Source organism: Coleofasciculus sp. H7-2, from assembly GCF_042747725.1.
GTDB lineage: Bacteria > Cyanobacteriota > Cyanobacteriia > Cyanobacteriales > FACHB-T130 > FACHB-T130.
The window spans coordinates 16,314-38,829 of record NZ_JBHZGO010000105.1 but is presented as its reverse complement, the minus strand read 5'-3'; the positions used below and the strand labels follow the sequence as shown (position 1 = coordinate 38,829).

General features: G+C 48.1%; 19 protein-coding genes and 1 pseudogene. 11 read left to right on the top strand and 9 right to left on the bottom strand.

Annotated elements, in window-relative coordinates:
* Positions 1–108 precede the first annotated feature (108 nt).
* The 5 genes from ACFW2W_RS22235 to ACFW2W_RS22215 are packed head-to-tail and all read left to right on the top strand — an operon-like array spanning position 109 to position 2,380.
* On the top strand, positions 109–1,518 hold the full coding sequence (locus ACFW2W_RS22235; RefSeq protein ID WP_378183412.1) for a dynamin family protein: 1,410 nt from the start codon (positions 109–111) through the stop codon (positions 1,516–1,518).
* 20 nt (positions 1,519–1,538) lie between these two features.
* Positions 1,539–1,733 carry a hypothetical protein gene (locus tag ACFW2W_RS22230; protein WP_378183409.1) on the top strand — a complete coding sequence of 65 codons (195 nt, stop codon included), beginning with the start codon at positions 1,539–1,541 and terminating at the stop codon, positions 1,731–1,733.
* Complete coding sequence (locus ACFW2W_RS22225; protein WP_378183406.1) at positions 1,721–1,906, top strand: hypothetical protein; 186 nt, start codon at positions 1,721–1,723, stop codon at positions 1,904–1,906. Before ACFW2W_RS22230 ends, ACFW2W_RS22225 begins: the two co-directional genes overlap by 13 nt.
* Positions 1,887–2,246, top strand: coding sequence for a type II toxin-antitoxin system PemK/MazF family toxin (locus tag ACFW2W_RS22220; RefSeq protein ID WP_378183403.1), 360 nt, complete (start codon positions 1,887–1,889; stop codon positions 2,244–2,246). Before ACFW2W_RS22225 ends, ACFW2W_RS22220 begins: the two co-directional genes overlap by 20 nt.
* The gene (locus ACFW2W_RS22215; protein WP_378183399.1) at positions 2,246–2,380 is read left to right on the top strand and encodes a hypothetical protein; all 135 of its coding nucleotides are present in this window, start codon (positions 2,246–2,248) and stop codon (positions 2,378–2,380) included. The genes ACFW2W_RS22220 and ACFW2W_RS22215 overlap by 1 nt, the downstream gene beginning before the upstream one ends.
* On the opposite strand, the gene ACFW2W_RS22210 is transcribed toward ACFW2W_RS22215, so the two are convergent.
* The 6 genes and pseudogenes from ACFW2W_RS22210 to infC form a co-directional block, all read right to left on the bottom strand.
* Positions 2,358–2,654 (bottom strand): XisI protein, encoded by a 297-nt coding sequence (locus tag ACFW2W_RS22210; protein ID WP_378184024.1) that lies wholly within the window; start codon positions 2,652–2,654, stop codon positions 2,358–2,360. The genes ACFW2W_RS22215 and ACFW2W_RS22210 overlap by 23 nt on opposite strands.
* Positions 2,655–2,680: 26 nt before the next feature.
* Entirely contained in the window at positions 2,681–3,061 is a 381-nt protein-coding gene (locus tag ACFW2W_RS22205) for an element excision factor XisH family protein (protein WP_378183396.1), read from the bottom strand.
* Between the two features lie 31 nt (positions 3,062–3,092).
* Positions 3,093–4,282 (bottom strand): annotated as a pseudogene (locus ACFW2W_RS22200) (RNA-guided endonuclease InsQ/TnpB family protein).
* A 353-nt stretch (positions 4,283–4,635) separates the two neighbouring features.
* A complete protein-coding gene (locus ACFW2W_RS22195; protein WP_378183393.1) occupies positions 4,636–5,115 on the bottom strand; it encodes a Crp/Fnr family transcriptional regulator in 480 nt (159 codons plus the stop codon).
* A gap of 134 nt (positions 5,116–5,249) precedes the next feature.
* Positions 5,250–8,222 (bottom strand): HEAT repeat domain-containing protein, encoded by a 2,973-nt coding sequence (locus tag ACFW2W_RS22190; protein ID WP_378183390.1) that lies wholly within the window; start codon positions 8,220–8,222, stop codon positions 5,250–5,252.
* 133 nt (positions 8,223–8,355) lie between these two features.
* Positions 8,356–8,889, bottom strand: a complete 534-nt coding sequence (gene infC, locus ACFW2W_RS22185) for a translation initiation factor IF-3 (protein ID WP_378183386.1) — start codon at positions 8,887–8,889, stop codon at positions 8,356–8,358.
* Positions 8,890–9,343: 454 nt separating this feature from the next.
* Here infC and ACFW2W_RS22180 point away from each other — a divergent pair, with 454 nt between their 5' ends.
* Positions 9,344–10,294, top strand: coding sequence for an alpha/beta fold hydrolase (locus tag ACFW2W_RS22180; protein ID WP_378183383.1), 951 nt, complete (start codon positions 9,344–9,346; stop codon positions 10,292–10,294).
* A 62-nt stretch (positions 10,295–10,356) separates the two neighbouring features.
* On the opposite strand, the gene ACFW2W_RS22175 is transcribed toward ACFW2W_RS22180, so the two are convergent.
* The gene (locus tag ACFW2W_RS22175) at positions 10,357–10,725 is read right to left on the bottom strand and encodes a BON domain-containing protein (RefSeq protein WP_378183380.1); all 369 of its coding nucleotides are present in this window, start codon (positions 10,723–10,725) and stop codon (positions 10,357–10,359) included.
* A gap of 328 nt (positions 10,726–11,053) precedes the next feature.
* Here ACFW2W_RS22175 and ilvN point away from each other — a divergent pair, with 328 nt between their 5' ends.
* From ilvN to ACFW2W_RS22160, 3 genes are all read left to right on the top strand, one after another.
* Positions 11,054–11,572 (top strand): acetolactate synthase small subunit, encoded by a 519-nt coding sequence (ilvN, locus tag ACFW2W_RS22170; RefSeq protein ID WP_378184022.1) that lies wholly within the window; start codon positions 11,054–11,056, stop codon positions 11,570–11,572.
* A gap of 767 nt (positions 11,573–12,339) precedes the next feature.
* On the top strand, positions 12,340–17,466 hold the full coding sequence (locus tag ACFW2W_RS22165) for a hypothetical protein (RefSeq protein ID WP_378183377.1): 5,127 nt from the start codon (positions 12,340–12,342) through the stop codon (positions 17,464–17,466).
* Between the two features lie 151 nt (positions 17,467–17,617).
* Positions 17,618–18,766 (top strand): ABC transporter ATP-binding protein, encoded by a 1,149-nt coding sequence (locus ACFW2W_RS22160; RefSeq protein ID WP_378183374.1) that lies wholly within the window; start codon positions 17,618–17,620, stop codon positions 18,764–18,766.
* Positions 18,767–18,780: 14 nt separating this feature from the next.
* Here ACFW2W_RS22160 and wecB read toward each other — a convergent pair whose 3' ends face one another.
* A complete protein-coding gene (gene wecB, locus ACFW2W_RS22155; RefSeq protein ID WP_378183371.1) occupies positions 18,781–19,899 on the bottom strand; it encodes a non-hydrolyzing UDP-N-acetylglucosamine 2-epimerase in 1,119 nt (372 codons plus the stop codon).
* Between wecB and ACFW2W_RS22150 the strand changes: the two genes are divergently transcribed.
* Positions 19,890–20,087, top strand: coding sequence for a hypothetical protein (locus ACFW2W_RS22150; protein WP_378183368.1), 198 nt, complete (start codon positions 19,890–19,892; stop codon positions 20,085–20,087). The two genes, wecB and ACFW2W_RS22150, sit on opposite strands and share 10 nt — an antisense overlap.
* Before the next feature lie 20 nt (positions 20,088–20,107).
* Here ACFW2W_RS22150 and ACFW2W_RS22145 read toward each other — a convergent pair whose 3' ends face one another.
* Positions 20,108–20,434, bottom strand: a complete 327-nt coding sequence (locus ACFW2W_RS22145) for a hypothetical protein (RefSeq protein ID WP_199292176.1) — start codon at positions 20,432–20,434, stop codon at positions 20,108–20,110.
* A gap of 683 nt (positions 20,435–21,117) precedes the next feature.
* Here ACFW2W_RS22145 and ACFW2W_RS22140 point away from each other — a divergent pair.
* Complete coding sequence (locus ACFW2W_RS22140) at positions 21,118–22,491, top strand: type IV pilus twitching motility protein PilT (protein WP_378183365.1); 1,374 nt, start codon at positions 21,118–21,120, stop codon at positions 22,489–22,491.
* The last annotated feature ends 25 nt before the right edge of the window (positions 22,492–22,516 follow it).

The window sequence follows — 22,516 nt, the reverse complement described above, 5'->3', positions numbered from 1 at the left end:
GCGTGTAGTAGCCTGCGATCGCAACTGTCACTTTTGCTTGCTTCTTCTGCGTTCAGCTGATGTAAGCTTTAGCTAACTTACGCTAGCCCCTTTCGGCGGACGATCGCTATGTCTTCTGAACAGTTCCAAGCAGCACACGACAGCATCTATATCACAGGCAGGCTACTCTTACAGTCCCTTCAAGAGATTCGAGCGACACGCGAAGGCGAGGGAGACGATACCAAGGCGTTACAACGCATTGAAAATGACATTACTAAAGCGCTATACGCCTTAAAAGAGCAGAAGTATCAAGTGGCGGTTATTGCTCCCCAGAATGCAGACAAAAACACCTTTCTCAATGCCTTAATGGGGGCAGATATTTTACCAAGTGAAGCCGAAGCGAGTACTGTCTGCCGTACAGATATTCGACATATTGACTCTGGACAAGTGCCTAGATTTCTGGAGTATCGAGAAGGAAATCGGCAACCTGTTGCGATCGCCTCTGGTGATGCGGTCGAAATTCAACAAAAATTCCAAGAGCGTACCCACTATATTCGGAATCATCATAATCCTGACAATACTATCCGCTTTAAAATAGAACATCCGATTGAAGCAATTAGCACGCTTTCATCTCTAGCTGGCTTCACCCTGACCGATCTGCCTGTTCAAAATGAGCGGGAATCTACCCCGACAACAGACCAGAAACAGATTATTTTGGAAGCTTTAAAAATTAGTGATGTGATTTTGTTTATTTTAAACGATAGCGATTTTCAAAATGAGTCTATCTCCGGTTTTTTAAAGAAAATAATAGACAATTACCGCAAAATTTTAGCAGTAAATCAAAGTAAAGTTTTCTTTGTTATTAATGAAATTGAGCCGAAACCGGACACAGATGCAGACGTTCCTGAGGTCATAGAAATTTGGAAACAAAAGTTATTTGGCTTAGGTTTTTCCAATCCAATTATCTATTCGGCAAGTTCTAAAAAAGGACTTTTAGCAAAACTGATTCAAAGCAGCACAGCAACTAGCAGTCATACAAAAGAGTTTGTACAAGTATTTTTAGGGAACTATATTGAAGAAACCGAGGAAGGTGAATTTAGAGTTCCCCAACCTATAGAAATTGCGCCTAAAGTTCTAAAAGATAGCGGAATTCCGGTTATTCAAGAAATAGTGCTTCAAAGAATTATTCAAAATTCAGGTTGGAACCTTCTGAATGGAGTTTTGGCAGAACTCAATAAAGCTGCTAAAGTAATTGAAGATTCTCTGAATACCAGCCTCATGAACTGGGAAATAAAAACTGAAAGTATTCAAAAAAAGGGAGATTCCCAAAGTTTAGAACCGCCAATTAATGAGGCAATTGTAACATTAGAGAATCAGCTTGACCATTTGGCAAACGAACCCCAGAAGCAGGAAGCAGATCCCGATCGAATTGTGGCAATTTTGAAGGAACGGAAAGCCCAACTGAATGAATATATGAATGAATTGACCTCAATTCGGAAATCGTTGGATAGTTGGAAGCCAGTACAGACAATTAGGTAGGCTGCCAGAGAATTTGACTAATGGATGCGATCGCGTTATTCCCTCTTTTACTGCGCGAACCGACAGGTCGGCGCAACGCGCGATCGCATCTACTACAACCACCAAAACGCGAACCGACAGGTCGGCGCAACGCGCGATCGCTCTTGGAAAGATATTCTAGTATTGAATTTGAGACACTCCACAACCGACAATGGAGGTATCTATGGATGCCCTGATAGAGGAACTAGACGCAAAATTGCGCCAGTGGAAACCTGATGTTGCTGAACAAGTACGGCAATGTGTAGCAGAAATCATTGAAATGGCAGATCGGGATGTTCTGGATATTCTGCGATCGCGAGCTGTTGAGCAAGAGGTATTGGATTTACTAGATGAACCGGAAACCCGGTGAAGTTTGGCTTGCCGATCTGGGATTGGCGGCGAAGACGCGACCCGTTGTGATTTTATCTCGCTACGATCCGAATCCGCCACGGGCTTTGGTGATTTATGTGCCACTGACAACTCAGAATAGGGAAAGTTTATACGAAGTTGTACTGCCCAAGCTCCACTTCCTTGAGCGGGAATCCATAGCAAATGTGCAAGGTTTGGCTTCTATCCCAAGACTGAGACTTGAGCGAAAACTGGGTAAACTGCCAGATGAAGTAATGCTTCAAATCAAACAAGCTATTCTTTTCGCTTTGGATTTGGAGCCTGATGCTCCACAAAATGGCTCATCAGAGACGCTTGGATAATGAGCGAACTGACTTTTTCTGCGCTTCGCTATCGCCTCTACCACAACCACCAACCTAAAACGCGATCGCTACTATTTAGAGACAGTAATAGCGATCGCTTCCGAAAATACCCTAACCCGCTGCATATTCTGTAAACTGTCGCATAAACGGCGATTGAAATCCCAGCACAATATCCTCCTTTGAAACCCCCGCTGCAACTAAATCCGCCGCAATATCATCCTCTGTACCATTCCACTGAAGCCAAATCTTTCCACCTTTGATGTCAATGTGGATGACACAACTATGCACCCAATCCTGCCGATCCCACCCCACATATACAATTTGGTAATGATCGCGCTCGATATCAAAAATCGTCTCAACTTCAATATCCCCGTAAGCTGGCTTCCGCTTGCCAAACGCCAAAAGCATTTGTTGCACAAGCTACCGATACCGTGCTAGTTTCTCCATTCAACAATCACCTCACGCTCTGCATCGTAAATAATCATTTTGACCTGATTTTCCTCCACCATCGCTTTCGGAAAATCAAGTTGAAAAAATGTTTTGTCAGTCGTCAGAGGCACTGCTAAATATAAAGCACGTTCTGGCTCTCGCCGCCTCAGTGCGCCTCTGTAATTGATGAATTGCCCTAATGCAGTATGGAATTCTGAGACTGCAGATGACCTCTCCAGAAAGCTTTTAACCTCAACTGCAATTTTCTCACCTTCCCGTTCTGCCGCAATCAGCTTTTCTGCTGCCAAATCAATAGACATATTTACACCACCCACACCAATCGAGAGCGGATCGTGAATAATCTGCCAACCGTCCTTCTTTGACACTCCCCGCGATAAATCGACGGGGATTCTTGGCTCAACCAGTCGGCTTGCTCTTTAATGTCACCACCAAGGAGTAGAGGTCGGTCTGTCCCCAAGCGTTAATTCCGGCGTGCCCCGCCGTATTTATCTCAATCCCAGCTTGCCTCAAGCCTTTCGCTAAAATGTTCAGCGCTGCATTATGGTCGCGGTCTAGAACAGTTCCACAACTACAAATATGTGTCCTAGTTGAGAGTGATTTTTTGACCGTAGCACCACAAGTAGAACAATCCTGAGAAGTGTAGTGAGGGGCAACAGCGACTACTGTCTTTCCATACACCTTCCCTAGATACTGCAACCACCCGGCAAACTGCGACCAAGCTGCGTCACTAATTGATAGACCGAGCTTATGATTCTTAACCATGTTCTTCACCTGAAGATTCTCGTAGGCTACAAAATCGTTAGATTTCACTACGCACAACGCCGTCTTAATGGCGAAGTCTTTACGCTGCCTACTGACCTTGAGGTGTTTTCTCCCTAACCGATTAATCGCTACGAAGCGATTAGATGAACCTTTTTTCTTCTTAGAGACTCGCCGCTGTGCCCGTTTCAGCGCTTTCTCACTTTTGCGGAGATGGCGAGGATTGGGTACAGTTGCTCCAGTGCTGTCGGTGTAGAAATGGTTTAGTCCTACATCTAAACCAATCGCCTTACCCGTAGGAATTACTTCCTCTACTCGTTCTACATTGATGCAGAACTGGGCGTAGTAACCATCGGCTCTGGCGATGACCCGCACCCGTTTGATTTCTTCCGGCGCGTAAAAGTGCAAGTCACGAGAGCCGATTAACTTGAATGTGCCAGCCGCAAAACCGTCAGTGAAAGCGAGACATTTCTTATCAGGAGAAAGTTTCCATCCTGAAGTTTTGTACTCCACAGAACGAGTGAATTTCTTGAACTGTGGATACCCTTTCTTTCCCGGCTTTTTAGCCTTGCAATTAAGAAACGCTGGATCGCCATTAGGGCGCGTTCAGCCGAAGCTTGACGCGCCATTGAGTTAAGCTTACCCGCCCACTTAAACTCTTTAGCCATTACAGCGCATTGTTTGTAGAGATCGGGTAGTTGAACGCTACGATTATCCATCCAGTACCTGAGTGCTTTATTGCGGACAAACTGCGCGGTCCGGATCATTTCATCGACGATCCGATACTGCTGTGGCTTTCCTTTCAACTTGAACTCAAGTACAATCATGGAGGAATTGTATCATGTTTATAGCTTTAGATAGCTATAAAATCAAGAAAAATTCTATTTCCACTAATCTCGGTCAAAGAAAAGCCGCCCTTCGGCAGGCTCAGGGAACACCTATAAGGGCGGGGCTTTAAACCCAGTTTCTTGGTAAAGCTCTCTTGACAACTTCATGAAAGACATCTTTAGCAGACATACGTATCAATACTAATATTTCTGGCTTCCATGCTACCTATAGGGCGGTAGAAAGGCGATCGCTGTTGATTAGAGACGCTTGGTAAATGTGCGAACTGACAAGTCAGCGCAACGCGATCGCATCGCTTTTCTCTCTTGCTTCGTTGTTCTTCTTTCTTCGCGGTTTATCCCCCCAAATTCCCCGCCTTGCTTAAATCTGCTTCCTGATTTTCCACCTTATAAACGTTGATCTTGTTGTTCAGTTCGCGGATACGACGGGACAGCAGACGAATGATGTTCACCGCAATTCCTGGCGTCTCATCAATCGCATCATACAGTTGCAACTGCGTCAGCATCAGACACTCGCAGGGTTCCAAAGTCGTAATCGAAGCCGAACGCGGCTCAGCATCAAACAACGACATTTCTCCAAAAGTGGCTCCCTGTTCCAGGTGCGCCAAATCCCGACCGCCAAAATGAACCCGTACCCTGCCGGAAACGACAATGTAGAGCGATCGCCCCTCTTGTCCTTCGGTAAAAATCGTATGATGCGCTGGAAAGGATAACTCATCCATCACAGAAGCCAGCCGCACCAGAAAATCATCCCGCAGTTCCTGAAAAATCGGGACGCCCCTGACAAATAATAGGCGCTCAACACTGGTTAACATCGGAATCTAGACTCTAGACTTTGGACTTTAGACTTTTAGACTTTAGACTTTAGACCTTAGACTTTAGACTTTAGACTTTAGAGCAGCCCATCGTCCATACGGTAATCGTCCAGAGTCCAGAGTCCGTAGCCCTTCTATTGTCCCAGTTCTGCCATCATCTGCTGAACTTGGGCGGCTACAAGGCGATCGCGGTCATTTTTCAGGACGGGCAACATTTCCTGCAAAGCGCGAGGTGCAGCGGCTCTCAAATAAGCCAGAACCGCTTCCCGCACAAAGCCAGTGGGATGGCGCAGACACACCAGCGTCTGTTCCGGTGTCAGACTCCATTTCGCCTGACGTGCTGCATGAAAACAACAAGCTAAAGGCCAGTCTGACAGGAAATGACGTAAATCAAGCAACCGACGCAGGCGATCGCTCTGAATCATCGGTTTATAGGGAAACATCTCCGCCAAGTTTTGCAGTTTTTCTTCCTCCGATCGCCGGTCGAGAATTCCCACTAGCGATCGCTTCTTGGCAATATCCAGAGTATTATCCAAAATTTCCAAACCCAGCGCGATATTCGACGGCGAATCAGATTGCAAATTAAACGCTGCCGCTTGAATCGAGCTAGCCGGATAAAGAAACTTCATCAGCAAAAAACACCGCTCGATCACATCCGACTGCTCTTCCAGAAGTGCCCGTCGTAGCAATGAGAGTGCTGATTGCTTCGCCTCTAGTGTTGAGGCAAACGAGGACTCAATTGGCTCATCCGCTGACAAATCTACTAAGGCAGCATACAACTGTCCGACAAACAGCATTTCCTGCTCGATTAACATTTCAACGCCACTGCGACCTAATCGGTCGAGAACCCCGTCAATTCCGGTTTCGTGGGGCATTTTGAGCAGAATCCGCAGGATGTTGCGTCGCGTAGTCCCCCAGCCGGTTTTTAGATGAGCCACCAACTGATTGAGGGTTTCGGACGTGCCAATTTGACCCATAGCGCTCCAAGCCTGTAGCCTTACCAAGTCTGGCTTGTGGATATCTTGTGCCAACTCGACCAGCATCGGAATCGCTTCATCTCCTAAACGCACAATCGCACCTAGGGCGGCTTCGCGGGTGGACTTATAGTAAAGCCCTCGCACCAGAGCCGGATAGTATTCGTGTAAGCGGGTTGAGGAAATCACCTCCAGCAAGGCGCAGCGCACGCGCAAAGACTCATCTTGCAACAAAGTAGGAATATAAAGTCGCAGTGCCTGCAAATAATCTGCCTCTCCCAGCGCTCGACAACCCATGACTCGTTCCCGTTCCCGTTGATGAGTCAGCATCCGGCGCAAGGTATTGGTGGCTTCGGCTTTCTCCGTCGGGGTGCCCCGGCGCAAGATTAGGGCGGCGGCGGTTCCGCGCACCACCGGGTCTACGTTGGGGCGGAGGTAGGGCTGTAACTGGCTAATATCGGGGGTTTCCTGAGTTAGCCAGACATAGCGCAGAGCGACGGCAAGAACTTCTGGGTTGGGTTTTTGGGCAATCAGCGCCTGAACTTGGTCTAAATAAGTGGGATTCGGCGTCAGCAGCATTGCTTCTAGGCTCTGGCGCTGCAAGGCTGGAGCGAGGTGAGTCAGCAGCGGCGCGAGGATTTCGCCCACATCCTCCAGGTCGATTTGGCACAGGAGTTCGATGCAAGAGCGTTTATCTGCTTCGGTACCTGGTTTTTCTAAGGTTTCGACGACAGCACGCTTGAGGACTCGCAGATCGACATCAGAGACGCTTAGCCGTTCTCCTTGGGCGCTCTGAACCAGTAAGCCGACATAGCTTGACCGGAGCTGGAAAACGATTAACAGCCAGAGGAGGGCAAAAATAATAATAACGGCGACAAACACCCAACTCTGGAGATATCGCAGCGAGTTCTCCGACAGGGTGTTAAAGGCAAAGGCTAACAGGCTGATGATGCCTAAAATCCCCGCTCCAGTAAATCCTGTAGAGAGGGATTCGGCAATGCCTCGCACCTGAGCCAGGATTGAGCTGCGAATATTATCAGGGAGCGGTTGGAATAGAACCGGCCCAAGGGCAGCCATGAGGGTATAGCGCAGCAGTTCGTCGATAAATTTGAGGAAGATCAGACCCAGAAAAAAGCCTGTAATCCCGGTGAGAGAGACCAAGCTAAGGATAATAATTGCCGCAGGCAACAACATAGCGGCAACAAATACCCCCAGCCTTTCGATGGCTCGACTGGAGATAAACCACTGGGTTGCCAGTTCGCATAAACCCACAATGCCGCTAAACAAACCGAGGAAGCTGGCAATTTCCTTGCTATCAAAGTTCAGTTCTAATTGACTGAGATACTGAAAATCGATTAACAAGAACAGAATCTGCCCGACGATGAAGAAGCCAAATAAGGGGATGACGTAGCGCTGTAAGGGGCCTCTCAGACGCCTGGATGTGAAGTCGGTTTCTTGATTCAAGCTGGCTCTGAGGGGAGAATCCGGGAAGGCTTGCTTATACTGTTGGGTGAGATAAAAAAGGCTACAAGCTCCCAGCCCCATCATCACGACAGCAACTAGGGAAACGTTATAAAGTCCGACGGTGGCGAGGATCAGAGGGAGGGAAAAGCCGCTGATCACATCTGCGACGAGGATGCCACTACTAATGAGGGGGTAGGTGCGTTTAATTTCCCGGATATTGAACAGTTGATTGGCAGTGATGGAAGTGTTGAGGTCATTGAGGACGTTAATCGCTTCCACCCACAGCCTCATCAGAAAGACCGTGACGCCAGCTAGATAGACAATGTTTAATCCCAGGCGAAATAGTACGAGGGGCACGACTGCAAGGCAGGCAACTAGGACAACTACCCAGCGCAAAGGCAAAATCTTTTGCATCCAAGAGTAGACAAAGCCCAGACTCGAACCAATACCCGCAGAGAGGATATAGAACAGGGGCAATTGCTCTGCGCCATACTCTTTCAGGAAGAGGGCGACAGTGCTGGCTTCTGCCCAGATGATGCCTATGGAAGTTGTGGTGTAGAAAGCGAACATGAATAGTGTTCGCTCTCCTTCTTCTGGACGAAGATTGACCCACTGGAGTAATGCCCGTCCCCAATCGGACCAAGACCAAGCGCGATTGTTCAGTTTCATTGGTATTTTGTCCGTTGTCAGTAGTCAGTGGTCAGTTGTTTCTTTTTTGCCACTGACCACTGTTCGGGCGACGCCTGGTCCTCCCCACACCACTGACCACTGACTACCTGACTACTGACCGCCGACGACTGAGCTATTTTTTCGGAGACAGCAGCATCATCATGTTGCGACCTTCTTTTTTGGGAGCTTGCTGCACTTCCGCCACTTCCTGTAAATCCGTCGCCATCCGCTTGAGTAATTCCTCGGCTAAATCGCTGTGTTGAATTTCTCGGCCTCGGAACGTAATTGTGGCTTTGACCTTATCTCCCGACTTCAGAAAGCGCTCGGCTTGATTGACACGCACTTGATAGTCATGCTCTTCAATCTTGTAGCGCATCTTCACTTCCTTGACATCAGCGGTATGCTGATTTTTCCGGGCTTCCCGCGCTTTTTTCTCCTGTTCAAATTTATACTTGCCGTAGTTCATAATCCGGCAAACGGGCGGTTCTGCTTTATCGCTGAGCAGGACAAGATCCAGCTCTTTTTCTTCGGCGATACGGATAGCCTCGCTTGGCGTCATAATTCCCAGCTGCGTGCCATCGGTGTCGATGACGCGAATTTGGGGAAAGCGAATACGTTCGTTGATTTGGGGTAGATCGCGAGTGCGTCTTTTCTCAATCACAGGCATTAGGGTTATGTTTGCTCGGTTAGTTGATAAGGTTAATTTGATAGCAGTGGGTTACTGAATGGTTGAGCGATCGCACTAGGACTACAGGCTGCTCCCTGGCGTTCTCAATTTCACTCCCAACGAAACCAAGTTTTTCAAACTTGTACTTGCCATTCTACTGAGTATGGGAGAGTTTCTGTCTATAGTTGTTCATGTAACTTCCAAAAAGTGATCGCTGGCATCTCTCCCTCAACCGACTGCGTATTGGCAATTCACTCAGGCAGTGCCAGTCTGGTGTCAGTAGGTAAAGACTTTTTCTGTGCTATAGCCATACAGTACGGGTTTTGTCTAGGTTTATTAACTTAACTTCCCAGAAAAACCGATGAGACAATCTCTAGCGGCAAACCACTAAAATGGAAGTTAACAGACAAAGACAAAGTTTGTAAAACTTATTAAATTTGAGGCAAAAGCGATCGTGACCCAGCATTGGCAGCATCGAATTGGCAGTCAACGAGACTGGGTTTGGCGGGGTTGGCAGACTCGCTATACATACATCCGGGCGTCTCAACCGACACAAATGACGACTCCCTTGATGCTGCTGCATGGATTTGGAACTTCCATTGGACACTGGCGACACAATCTAGCCGTATTCGGTCAGTTTCACACGGTTTATGCGCTGGATATGCTGGGATTTGGGGCATCCCGGAAGGCGCAGGTAGAGTACAAAATCGATCTTTGGGTAGAGCAAGTTTACGATTTTTGGCGCACTTTCATTCAGCAGCCAGTGGTGTTAGTCGGAAATTCGATTGGATCGCTGGTGTGTCTGGCGGTGGCGGCAGCGCATCCAGAGATGGTGAAGGGCTTTGTGATGATGAGTTTACCCGATCCATCCGTGGAGCAGGAGGCGATTCCTACATGGCTGCAACCCGTTGTGACAGCGGTTAAAGGTGTTGTGGCTTCCCCCGTGATTCTCCAGAACGTTTTTTATCTAGTCAGGCGTCCGTCCTTCGTCCGCAAGTGGGCAGCGATCGCTTACGCTAACCCAAATGCTGTCACCGACGAACTGGTAGATATTCTGGTAGGTCCTGCTCAAGATCGCGGTTCGGCAGCAGCATTCTGTGCCATCCTCAAAGCCATGACCAGTGCTAACTTTAGCCCCAGTGTCAAAACCTTACTGCCAACCTTGAACACCCCCATGCTGCTGATTTGGGGGCGGCAAGATAAAATGATTCCTTTGAGCATACTGGCTCGGTTCAGCGATCTCAACCCTAAGCTTCAGTTAGTAGAGCTGGATGCCGGTCACTGTCCCCATGACGAATGTCCCGATCAAGTCAACCAGATTATCCTCAACTGGCTCGACACGATGCCTCAAGACAAGGCAGATAGCTCTGCTACACCCCAAAAACAGTTAGCAGTGAGTGATTAGCTTTTAGTCAAGTAGGGTGGGTACTGCCCACCCTATCGATTTTCTCTGCTTGCGTCTAGCTTCTAGCCAATGGTGACTTGATCGCTTTCGACACCCGTGGCACCCTCCACACTCCGAGCCACCGAGACCATTTGATTGAGAATTTCCTGACTGGGAACTTGTCCTTTTAGCACAACTGTGCCGCTGGTTTGGGCGACATAGAGCGTATTAATATCATCCAAATTCGGATCTTCATCGAAAGCTAGAGCCACCCGCTTGGCAAGTCCGCTTTGGTCATATTCCCCAGTTAATCCCACTCGCTCTGGGGGAATCGTCTCGCTGCTACTTTCGGTGCCGGTTGAGGCAGGAGCTTGAGCTGTCGGTGCTGGTACCGCATTTGTTTGGGCATTTTGCGGCTTTTCCATGCCAAAAAGTCTTTTTAACCAACCCATAGGTATTTTTGCTCCAATTAAGCTGAACTATACCATTATTATGAAATTGCCAAATCAAGACATCTATCAAGGAAAAGATTTAAGGTTCTCCGGGCGCTAAATCTCGCTTCTACAGAGATAGCCGTTTTTTGTAGTCAGGGGGTGCTATACAGTAACATTAAGATAGAGTTATGTTGACGTAATTTCTGTCAGCATTGCCTTCGCATAGCGTGTAGGCAGTATGTCTTTGCTAACGTACTGTTTACAACCCAACGCCGCTTCTCGTAGGGAAGCAAAATATCGAGCGTGTTGCATTCGCAACATCGCGCCTCTGCTTGCTTTGTATAAAATGAAACACACCCTTTCAGTTTTGGTTGAAGATGAAGCTGGAGTCCTGACCCGGATTGCCGGTTTGTTTGCCCGTCGGGGATTTAATATTGAAAGCCTTGCTGTTGGCCCAGCTGAGCAGTTCGGAATCTCCCGGATTACGATGGTCGTGCCGGGAGATGACCGGGTGATCGAGCAACTCACCAAGCAGCTCTACAAGCTGGTGAATGTACTAAAAGTTCAGGATATAACGGATACTCCGTGTGTAGAACGAGAGCTGATGCTGCTGAAGGTGAATGCTACCAGTTCCAATCGCTCAGAAGTGATTGAACTGGCTCAGGTTTTCCGCGCTAGGGTAGTAGACATCGCTGAGGATGCGCTTACTTTAGAAGTGGTGGGAGATCCAGGCAAATTGGTGGCGATTGTCCAAGTGCTGAATAAATTTGGTTTGCGTGAAATTGCTCGCACCGGCAAAATCGCCCTTACCCGCGAGTCGGGTGTTAATACAGAGTTTCTCAAGTCTCTGGAAGCTAAACTTTAATCGAGCCAAGGGAGTTTTTCAGTTTGTTGGTGCGGGAAGTGGGGTGAAGCATCAATTTTTGTGTATAGGCGATCGCGCTTTCTCGCATCTGTTATTCGCTCTTATTTTCTCCAAGTCTCCAGTCTGCTCTCGTCAGTCTCGGAGATTTTTTGGGCAAGGAATCCCAATGAGTGCAACTTTGCCCTAAACATCAGCTAAAGTTTCCGGATGAGCGGATGCCTACCCCGGATTAGAGAAACTGGATTGGATCGGGAGCGGTTAGAGTCTAGTCCTCACTAAGTACAGATACTATTTTCTTTATCAGAAAAATCGTTTATTCTCTGGTAAAGACATAATAAGAGGTGCGCTGCCGAATCACGTCAAGAACCTCTCCTAGAGGGGAAACTTGCGAACCAACCGGCGCAAACCATGCTTTGACGCCAATACTGGGAGCAATGCCGAAAATTCCTGCTGGGTATGCAGTTCTAGATGGTTCCCCAATCTGGATTATTTGCCAGACTCTTGACTTAAGTCGCCTGTAGAAGGGACATTTTGGCAGGAATAAATGGAGAGACTCCTTTTAATCAACGATTTCTGGTAATTACAAAACTCACATATAACGACGATAATGCTGGCGGATTATTAGTTAATTGCAAAACCTAAGCAGCTCCAAAGCCGGTTCAGCCGATTAAAAGTAGTATTTGTGCCTATTCGTTTTTAAAATACCGCTACTGCTAACGCATTGGCAGAGGAATAATCTCCATCGAACGCGCACAAACGTAAAAGCAATGACCGATCTGAGCCGACCAGAAGAGGCAGCTGCATACAATCAACGCTCATTAAAGACTCTCTTGAGAGCGATCGCCCTTTCTCAGGGGCAATTCTCGCTAATTCTGGTGCGCTGCAACTATGCCTTGTTGCAACAGCGGATGGTGCAGCAGGTACGAAAAAAAAATCCATTTTCGCTGCGCGAGGTGGTATTAGCAGATTCGGTCAAGACGCTTTACAACCCCATTTTAGAAGCGCTAGAACAAGGGAATTCGTCCCGACAAACAGAAATATTATCCGCCGCGATGATCTTAGGGCTGGAGTCAGTGGTCGCTCTAGATCAGCTGCTGACCTCGACCAACCAAGTGCGCGATGAGTTTCGCGCTCAGTTTCCTTTCCCCCTCGTCTTGTGGATCTCCGATGCGGTGCTGCAAAAGCTGATCCGGTTTGCGCCAGATTTCAAAAGCTGGGCAGCTTCTTCAATCCGGTTTGTGATGTCAGGGGAGGAGTTAATCGAATTATTGCGGCAGAAGGCGGACTCCCTGTTTGCCAAAGAGCTAGATTCTAGCAATTTTGAGTTGTGGCATCATTCCAGCCTCGATTTGGCTGTTGGTTCCCAGCATCGCTTGGAACTAGAGTCGGCTTTAACAGATTTGCGCCGTCGCGGGCAACAATTGGAGCCTCAACTACAGGCAAGTCTGGAATTTGTGCGGGGACGTAATGACTACGCCACCGATCAAATCCAGTCAAGCATCGCCCATTATCAACGAAGTCTGGCTTATTTCAGGACTGAAGACTCAGAACTGTTAGCACGGCAGGAAGTAAGGACTGAGGAAAACATCACAAAGGAGAGCCAAGAGGCAAGAGTCAGGGTTTCTGATTTTTCCCTCTGTGTCGTCAGTCCTCAGCACTCAGTCCTGAAAGTGGGTTTGCTGCTGTTTCACTTGGGGCAATGCTATACCCGTTTGGCTAACTTGCGACCAGAAATGAGCCGCCAGCACTGGAAGCAAGCGAGAAGCTATTTTCAGCACTGCATTGAGGTTTTTGAGGAAGCTCAACGTCCAGAACTGGTTGCTAAGTTTATTTCATTCCTTTGTGAAGTGCTGCGGCGTTTAGAAGCGTGGGCAGATTTGCAGGAGTTGGCAGAAAAAGCTTTGATACTGCATCAAACTTATGATGCAACCCTCCAGCAGGCCCAAGATTTTGGCTTTTTGGCGGAAGTGGCGCTTATCCAGTTGGACTGGATAGAAGCGTATCAGCAAGCGAATCTGGCACTTTCTACGCTGGCGCAAGAAACGTTCCAGACAACTTCTGTCTCAATCCCTCAATCTCAGTATGAAAGCTTATATTTGTTGCTGCTGGCACAGTCTCAGCAACATTTGGGACAGCGGCAAGCTGCCGCCGCGATTCACAACTTGGAACAGGCGCTCGACAAGTGTAACCATCAGTACGATCCACATTTATGTCTTCGGATTCTCAAGGCACTGCGATCGCTCTACTTTCAGCAGGGTGAGTATCTACAAGCCTTTCAACTGAAGCAAGAGCAGCGTTCCCTAGAGCATCAATACGGGTTCCGTTCTTTTACGGGTGCCGGACGCCTACAGCCTTACCGGCAGGCTCTGAACCCAGGTGCCGCATCTGGAGGCGACACGCGGCTGGGAGGGTCGATTCCCCAGGAAATTGCCGCTTCTGGTCGGCAGCAGGATGTCACGCGCCTAATTGAACGGATCGGTCGCAATGACTACAAATTAATTGTGATTCACGGCCCTTCAGGGGTTGGTAAAAGCTCAATTATCACCGCTGGCTTAGTTCCGGCATTACAGCTCAAGAGCATCGGCGCACGCGATGTTTTGCCCGTCGTGGTAGAGGTTTATAAAGATTGGATGGGGACGCTGGCGAGACAATTGGCGAAGGCACTCCGAGTCAGAAACCAGGAGTCGGAAGTTACTTTAGGGGAGGAGGGAGACGCCCAACATCTTCCCGCCACCATCGGGTCTGTACAGGAGTCAGAAGATAGCAGTGAAGTAAGAACGGGTGGGGAAACGTTATCTTTACAGGAAATCTTAGAAGAAAGCGATCGCGCCGAGGAAACGCATGAGCCGGAGGTAGCGCCGACATTACTCACCGCCAACCTTTTGGAACAGTTGCGACACAATAGCGATCGCAATCTGTTAACTGTTCTCATTTTTGACCAGTTTGAAGAGTTTTTTTTCGTCTGTACTCACCCAGCGATGCGGCGGCAGTTTTATGAATTTTTGCGCGACTGCCTCAACATTCCTTTTGTAAAAGTTATTTTGTCTCTGCGAGAAGACTATCTGCATTATTTACTAGAGTGCGAACGACTCCAGTATTTAGATGTCATCAACAACGACATTTTAAACCAAGAGATTCGCTACTACTTGGGGAATTTTTCTAAGTCAGATGCGCGGCAGATTGTCAAAAGCTTAACCGAACGCTCTCCATTTTTTTATTTAGAGCCGCAGCTAATTAATCGGTTGGTGGAAGATTTGGCTGAAGAACTGGGAGAGGTGCGCCCCATTGAGCTGCAATTAGTGGGTGCCCAATTGCAGGAAGAAGAAGACAAAATCACCACGATGCAACAGTATCAGCAACTGGGTTCTAATCCAAAAGCCGAACTGGTTGAGCGATTTCTGAAAAAAGTCATTGCTGATTGTGGTACCCAAAACGAAGCTGTGGCTTGGAATGTTTTATTCTTATTGACTAACGAGAAAGGGACGCGACCCCTGAAGACGAAGCAAGAGTTGGCAACCGTATTGCAGCTTGAGGCGGAAAGATTAGTGGGAGAGGAATTGCCCCTACTAGACTTAATTTTAGAAATTCTTGTAGGATCTGGTTTAGTTTTTGTGATTTGGGAAGGCTCAGAAGCCCGTTACCAATTGGTTCATGATTATCTGGTCGAGCGGATTCGTCAAAAATCCGATCTGAACTTGAAAGCCCAACTAGCACAAAGTGAGCAAAAGCTGCATCAGGCTCGGAAACAACAATTGCAAACGATTGGCGTCGGCATTATGATGACGATCCTGGCAGTTTCTGCCGGGGGATTTGCGCTGCGAGCCGAAGCTCAAAGAAAACTAGCAGCGATCGCGCAAACAAATGCTCAACTCACCGCCCTGAGCGCTTCTTCCGAAACTCTCTTTGTCTCCTACAAAGAATTTGATGCCTTAATCGAAGCCTTGAGGGCAGGTAAAAGCCTCAAAAGTTCAGTTGGGGTAGAACCTGATACCCAAATGCGCGTCGTCACGGCGATGCAGCAGGCAATCTACGGGGTACAAGAGCGCAATCGCCTGGAAGGACATCGTGATGTCGTTTGGAGCGTGAGTTTTAGCCCCGACGGTCAGACAATTGCCTCTGCAAGCGTCGATAAGACGGTAAAACTTTGGCGGCGCGACGGCAAGATCCTGAAAACCCTGTCAGGTTCTCTGGGTCATCGTGACAGCGTCACCAGTGTCAGTTTTAGCCCCAACGGTCGCCTCTTAGCTTCGACTGGTTCTGACAAGACAATAAAACTTTGGCAAACAGACGGTACTTTACTGAGAACCTTTGACAAAGCACACAGTAGTTTGGTTAATCAGGTCAGCTTTAGTCCAGACGGTCAAATATTAGCTTCGGCAAGCGATGACAAAACAGTAAAGCTTTGGAACTATCGCACCGGCAAGTTGCTGAAAACGTTGAAACACAACGGGAAAGTCACCAGCGCCAACTTTAGCCTGGATGGTCGATTTTTGGCATTGGCGAGTGACGACAAAACAGTGACAATCTGGGACATGGCTTCCATGACGCTTAAGCAACCCTTAAAAATTCTCAAGGGACACACTGGCAAAGTAACCAACCTCGATTTCAGTCCAGATGGGCAGTTGTTAGCGTCGGCAAGCGATGACAAAACAGTGAGGCTTTGGAACTACCGCACTGGGCAAACGATCCGGGTTCTTCAGGGACACAGTGACTGGGTGTTTGGAGTCAGTTTTAGTCCCAATAGCCAGATGATTGCCTCTGCCAGTAATGACAATACAGTGAGACTCTGGCAGCGTAACGGGAAGCTGCTGAAAATCTTTCGGGGACATAGCGATGGGGTGACAAGTGTCAGTTTTAGCCCCGATGGTCAGACGATTGCTTCTAGCAGTTACGATAAAACCGTCAAATTATGGCGACTTAATGATATGTCGCGCACTGTTTTAAAGGGACATACGGATGATATCTATGATGTGAGTTTCAGCCCCGATGGTCAGATGATTGTCTCTGCCAGTCAGGATAAGACAGTGAAGCTGTGGGACACAAGCGGTTCTTTGATCGCTACGTTGAATGGGCATAAAGATCGGGTAAATAGTGTGAGTTTTAGCCCAAATTCTCAGTTGATTGCTTCTGCTTCTCGTGACAAGAGGCTGAAACTTTGGAATCGATCGGGTACGCTTCTCAACCCTCTGAATGAGGCGAATAAGCATAGCGATTGGGTTTTGGATGTGGCGTTTAGTCCCGATGCCAAGATGATTGCTTCTGCTTCTCGCGATAAGACGGTGAAACTCTGGGATACTTCGGGCAATTTGATTAAAACTTTAACCGGGCACCGCGATCGCGTCAATGCAGTGGCTTTTAGTCCCGATGGCAAATTACTAGCGACTGCCAGCGACGATCATACGGTCAAACTCTGGACGAGTCAGGGAAAATACCTGCAAACTCTACCGGGACATAGTAGTTGGGTTCTGGATGTTGCCTTTAGCCCGGATAGTCAGCTAATTGCATCAGCGAGTTATGATAACACGGTAAAACTTTGGCGGCGCGATGGTTCTTTATATCGAACTTTGAAAGGGCATACGGATAGCGTTGCTCACGTTAGTTTTAGCCCAGATGGTCAAATTCTAGCGACGACGACCTGGGAAAACACGGTGCAATTGTGGCGACTGGATGACACGTTAATTAAAACGCTCCAAGGTCATAGCGATCGCGTTACCAGTGTCAGTTTTAGTCCGGACGGGAAGATTCTTGCTTCTGCCAGTAAGGACAAAACCGTGATGTTGTGGAATCTGGATCTAGATAATCTCCTGGCACGCAGTTGTAGTTGGGTGCAGGACTATCTAGAAAATAATCCCAAAGTCCGAGAAAGCGATCGCCAACTTTGTGATAATTATTAGTCTTTGGTGATTTTAGATGAACCGCGAAGACGCAAAGGAAGAAAAAAGAGAGAAGTTTATAAATTAATCAGGATTGCTATAGGACGTGGGCAGTAGTAACTAAGGACTTTGAACTATAAACTAATGACTAATCGACTCATCTCTAACAACAATGGCAAATGTTCGCTTAGAAGGAATTACCCGAAAATTTAATAGTGCCACTGCTATTGAGGATATTTCCTTTGAGGTGCCTGATGGGCAGTTCTGGGTGATGGTGGGACCTTCCGGTTGTGGCAAATCCACGATTTTGCGGACAATTGCAGGTTTGGACACGCAAAGTAGCGGCAATCTTTACATTGGGGATGCCCTGATGAATGGGATTCCCGCTAGGGCAAGAGATGTGGCGATGGTGTTCCAAAACTATGCCCTCTACCCGCACATGACGGTTGCTAAAAATTTGGCTTTTGGTCTGCGGATGCGCGGGGTTGACGCGAAAACGATGCAGGAACGAGTGGAGACGGTGGCGCGATCGCTCAATATCGCCCATCTCCTCGACCGCAAACCCAGGCAACTATCGGGGGGACAGCAGCAACGGGTGGCATTGGGGAGAGCGATCGCTCGTCAACCCCAAGTATTCTTATTAGATGAACCCCTCTCTAACCTGGATGCCCAGCTACGAGACGATACCAGGGCAGAACTCAAGCAATTGCACCAACAAGTGGGAATTACCACCATCTACGTCACCCACGATCAAGTAGAGGCGATGACGCTAGCGGATCGAATTGTGGTACTAAATCGCGGTCAGATTCAACAAATTGGCGACCCGCAAACAATTTATGCGCGACCAGCAAATTTGATGGTTGCTACATTCTTAGGCAATCCACCGATGAATATTCTGCACGCGACTTATACGGGTGAAGTTTTTCAGGTGGCGGGTCAGTCTTTATCTTGTCCCCCAGCGCTTCAGGACAAGTTGCAACTTAGCCAGGGGCAAGGCGTGGAGTTAGGGATTCGCCCAGAACATATAACAATTAAAAATGAAAAATTAAAAATTAAGAATCAAGAGGAAAAAGAAGCACTGAGCATGAATGGGGAAACCCCGCCCCTACAGCACTCACTTCTGATGGTTGAGGTGAAGGTTGTAGAACCGCTGGGACGGGAGACGCTGATTCGGGCTAATTTACCGGCATCTGAGGTACCGCTAAATATCCAGGCAGCTTCAGATTGGCGGGGTCATTCGGGCGATCGCATCTCTGTACAACTCGACCTCAACCAGTTATTTGTCTTTGATCCCACCACGGGCGATGCTCTGTTTCCTTAAGAATTAGGGAATTGTTAACAGCTTTGGAAATATTTCTCAACAACTTGCAATATTCGTTGGGCGGAGCGACCATCGCCAAATGGATTAATTGCCGTTGCCATCGCTTGATAAGCACTGCGATCGCTTAGCAGTTCTGTTGCGGCGGCAACAATTTGATTGGGGTCAGTTCCCACCAATTTTGCAGTTCCCGCTGCTACCGCCTCTGGTCGTTCGGTGGTTTCGCGCAACACCAGTACCGGCTTCCCCAAACTCGGTGCTTCCTCCTGCAATCCTCCGGAATCGGTCAACAGCAAATAACAGCGTTGAATCGCCCCCACCAGTTCGGCATAATCTAAAGGTTCTGTTAAGAAAATTCTGGGATGATTACCGAGAAGTTCTTGTAGCGGTTCTCGCACGGTGGGATTGCGATGTAGCGGCAACAGTAAGGCTGTATCCGGAAATTTATCTAATATTTGCAGAAATCCCTCAGCAATTCCCCGCAGGGGTTCTCCCCAGTTCTCGCGTCGGTGGACTGTTGCCAGCAGCGTGCGATATCCACTCCAGTCCAAACCGGGAATCGGACAATCCGGCTGACTTTTCGCCACGGTTAGTAAAGCATCAATGACTGTATTGCCAGTGTGGTGAACTTCGCCAGTGACTCCAGAACGTTGCAGATTTTCTACCGCTAGGGTTGTGGGGGCAAAATGCAGCTGAGTCAGCTGAGAAATTAATCGCCGATTGGCTTCTTCCGGGTAAGGATTAAAAAGCTCGTCGGTGCGTAATCCCGCTTCCACATGACCGACAGGAATTTTTTGATAAAACGCTGCCAAAGCTGCTGCAAAGGCTGTGGTTGTATCTCCTTGAACTAACACCAAATGAGGCTGTAACTGCTCAAATACAGTTTCCAGTCCTCGCAAACTCCGACAAGTAATATCTGTCAGAGTTTGTTGATGTTGCATAATTTCTAAATCTTGGTCGGCATTCAGCCCAAATAGCTGCATGACTTGCTCGACCATCTCTCGATGCTGACCCGTCAAAATTACGTGAGTTTGAAAAGTCAGCGATCGCTGAAACTCTTGGATAACGGGTGCTAACTTAATGGCTTCCGGACGGGTTCCCAGTGTGATGCAAACTTTGATAGGAGATGGCGGCATGGAAATTTAGCTTAATTGGGAATAATCGGGTGGCTGGCGATCGCCATGCTAGAGGCACGGCGCGATCGCGCGTTGCGCCGACCTGTCGGGCAAGCGCTTCCATTCCCATCCTACGCTTGCCATTTTCCTACGAAAAGACCCGGCAGGTGCCGGGTCGCAGAACTCTTGCAGACAAGAAACTAACTTAATAAAAGCGTTCACAGGTTATTCAAGAATCTAGATCGCAGGTTAATGGGCAAGCTGCATAGACAGAGGTATGTAAAGGATTGGCTTCACCATGCAGCCAGTGCAACCAACGGACTTCTTGGGGATTAACACCCTTCAGGGTTAGCAATGCCGCACCGGCGACAACTGCCAAAATATTCCCGCCAATTAAGGCTCCGGCGACCAACAAAACTGCGCTAACTGGCAGCACAGATTGTAAAGCGATCGCTAACAAAGCTCCTACCGTAACCATCAAAACAACTAAGGGGAAACCCACCACCAGCAAGCAAACCCCTAGAGTAAAAGTCCAGATCAAAAAGCTCTTGACCATAGACAATGAATAAACCTTTGCCAAACCTTGATTTTGACTTAATTGCACGATCCTTTCTCCAGATAGTCAAACAACAAATTTATATGCAGAAAATGACTTTTAATCGATCCCTAGGCATCGACTAAGTGAAAATCAGTATAGTTAATCCTTTTCTTTAGATGAGCCGTTCTTAATCAAAATTTACAGTCAATCCCGAACATTTATGGATGCGAAATTTTTCCTGATGTTCTATAGTAGACTGCCCTAGAAAACGACCATCATCCAAAAGATAGAAATTTGAAGAGGTTTTGGGTTTCAGTCTTTTCCACCGATAGAGCAATTTTGCCGCCCAACCAGTGGCAGAGGGAAACAACCAAAGTCGATCTCAGTATGCTTAACATATCTTATAACTTTTAACAGGTGTTCTCATAATTCAGCTCATCTAGCTTTAACAGGTAAACCGCGAACAGACTGCTGAGTTGCCGATGCTGCTGTTTTGAGCCGGTCAGAGAATTTTTGGCGCTGAATGTTAGCGAACCAAAAGTTTTGGGAAAACTAGCAATAGGAGTTTTTAACGCTCCCCAAAAAAAAGCTGTGGAGTGTTCCACCGAATCGCTTCGTGCCTTAGAAGAACGTATTCGCGAGCTATCCTTAGCTTTTTTGGTAACGATTCCTACAAATTTCCCATCAGTGGTAGTTGAAAGATGACAGAACCGCAGCGTCCGCCCATGTCACCACCGCCTCCACCCCGCGTTCCCCCCCCACCCCCGCCAGGAATGCGACCTCCTGGTAGGGATGCTGCCACCTTTTCTACTCAGCAGCAGCCCATGCAAACGATGCAGATGACTGCGCCACCTCCCCCCCATGCAGGGGCAGCTTTGCCTCCTCCACCGAAAGCGGCTCCCCCAGCAGCTGGGACAGGAGTTCGATCCCCTGCCGCAGCTGCCTCGGCAACCTCAGCAACGGCAACAACTGTGGTGGCTCGGACGCCTGCAAGGGGAGCAGGCCCTAGTCCCGGACAGCCCACGTTAAAGGAAATCGTCGTAAAAGCCCATGAAAACGGAATTTCCGACATTCATGCGGGTGTCGGTGAAATTCCGCGCTACCGCAAACGGGGCGACATGGAGATGACCGATTATCCGCAGACGGATGAAGCGACATTCATGAGCTGGTTGCGAGAGGTGATGACTGACGCCCAGATTCGGGAATTTGAAGAGCGCTTAGACTTTGACGGCGTTACGCAGTATGAATTCTCCCGCGCCCGGATCAATGTGTTTGGTTCGATGCGCGGCCCATCAATGGTGATGCGATTGATCCCGAACAATATCCTGACTTTGGAGCAGCTGCGGTTGCCAGAGGTGTTCAAGGATATTTCCCATTACCATAAGGGATTAGTTTTGGTCACAGGTCCCACGGGGTCGGGTAAATCTACCACGATGGCTGCCATGATTGACTACATCAATAAGGAGATGGCGAAGCACATCATCACGATTGAAGACCCGATTGAGTTTGTTCATACCAGTCGCAAGTCGCTGATTAAGCACCGAGAAGTGGGGTTGAACACTTTGAAGTTTGACAACGCCCTAAAAGCCGCGTTGCGGGAAGATCCCGATTTGATTCTGGTCGGGGAAATGCGGGATAAAGAAACTGTCAACACTGCGCTCAAAGCGGCTCAAACGGGTCACTTGGTGATGGGGACGCTGCACACCAATAGCGCTGTGAAAACGATTGAGCGGATTCTCAACCTCTACTCAGCAGAGGAGCAGCATTCGATGAAAATAGCGATCGCTGAATCTCTGGTCGCAATCATTTCCCAAGGATTGTGCAAAACTACCGATGGCAAGCGTGCGGCTTTCCACGACATCCTGATCAATACGGAAGCAATCAAGGACTACATCAAGGAGGGTAAGTACGAAGACATTACGGGAATCATGCTAGGCTCCAGTTTTGACGGCATGATGACGATGAACAAAGCCCTCCTCGAACTCTACCATGAGGGTCGAATCACCGAAGAGACTGCTCTGGAAATGTCACCCACTCCGAACGAGATGGCTCAGTTTCTCCGAGGTCGGGTGTAACAATTAAAAATGTAAAATTAAAAAT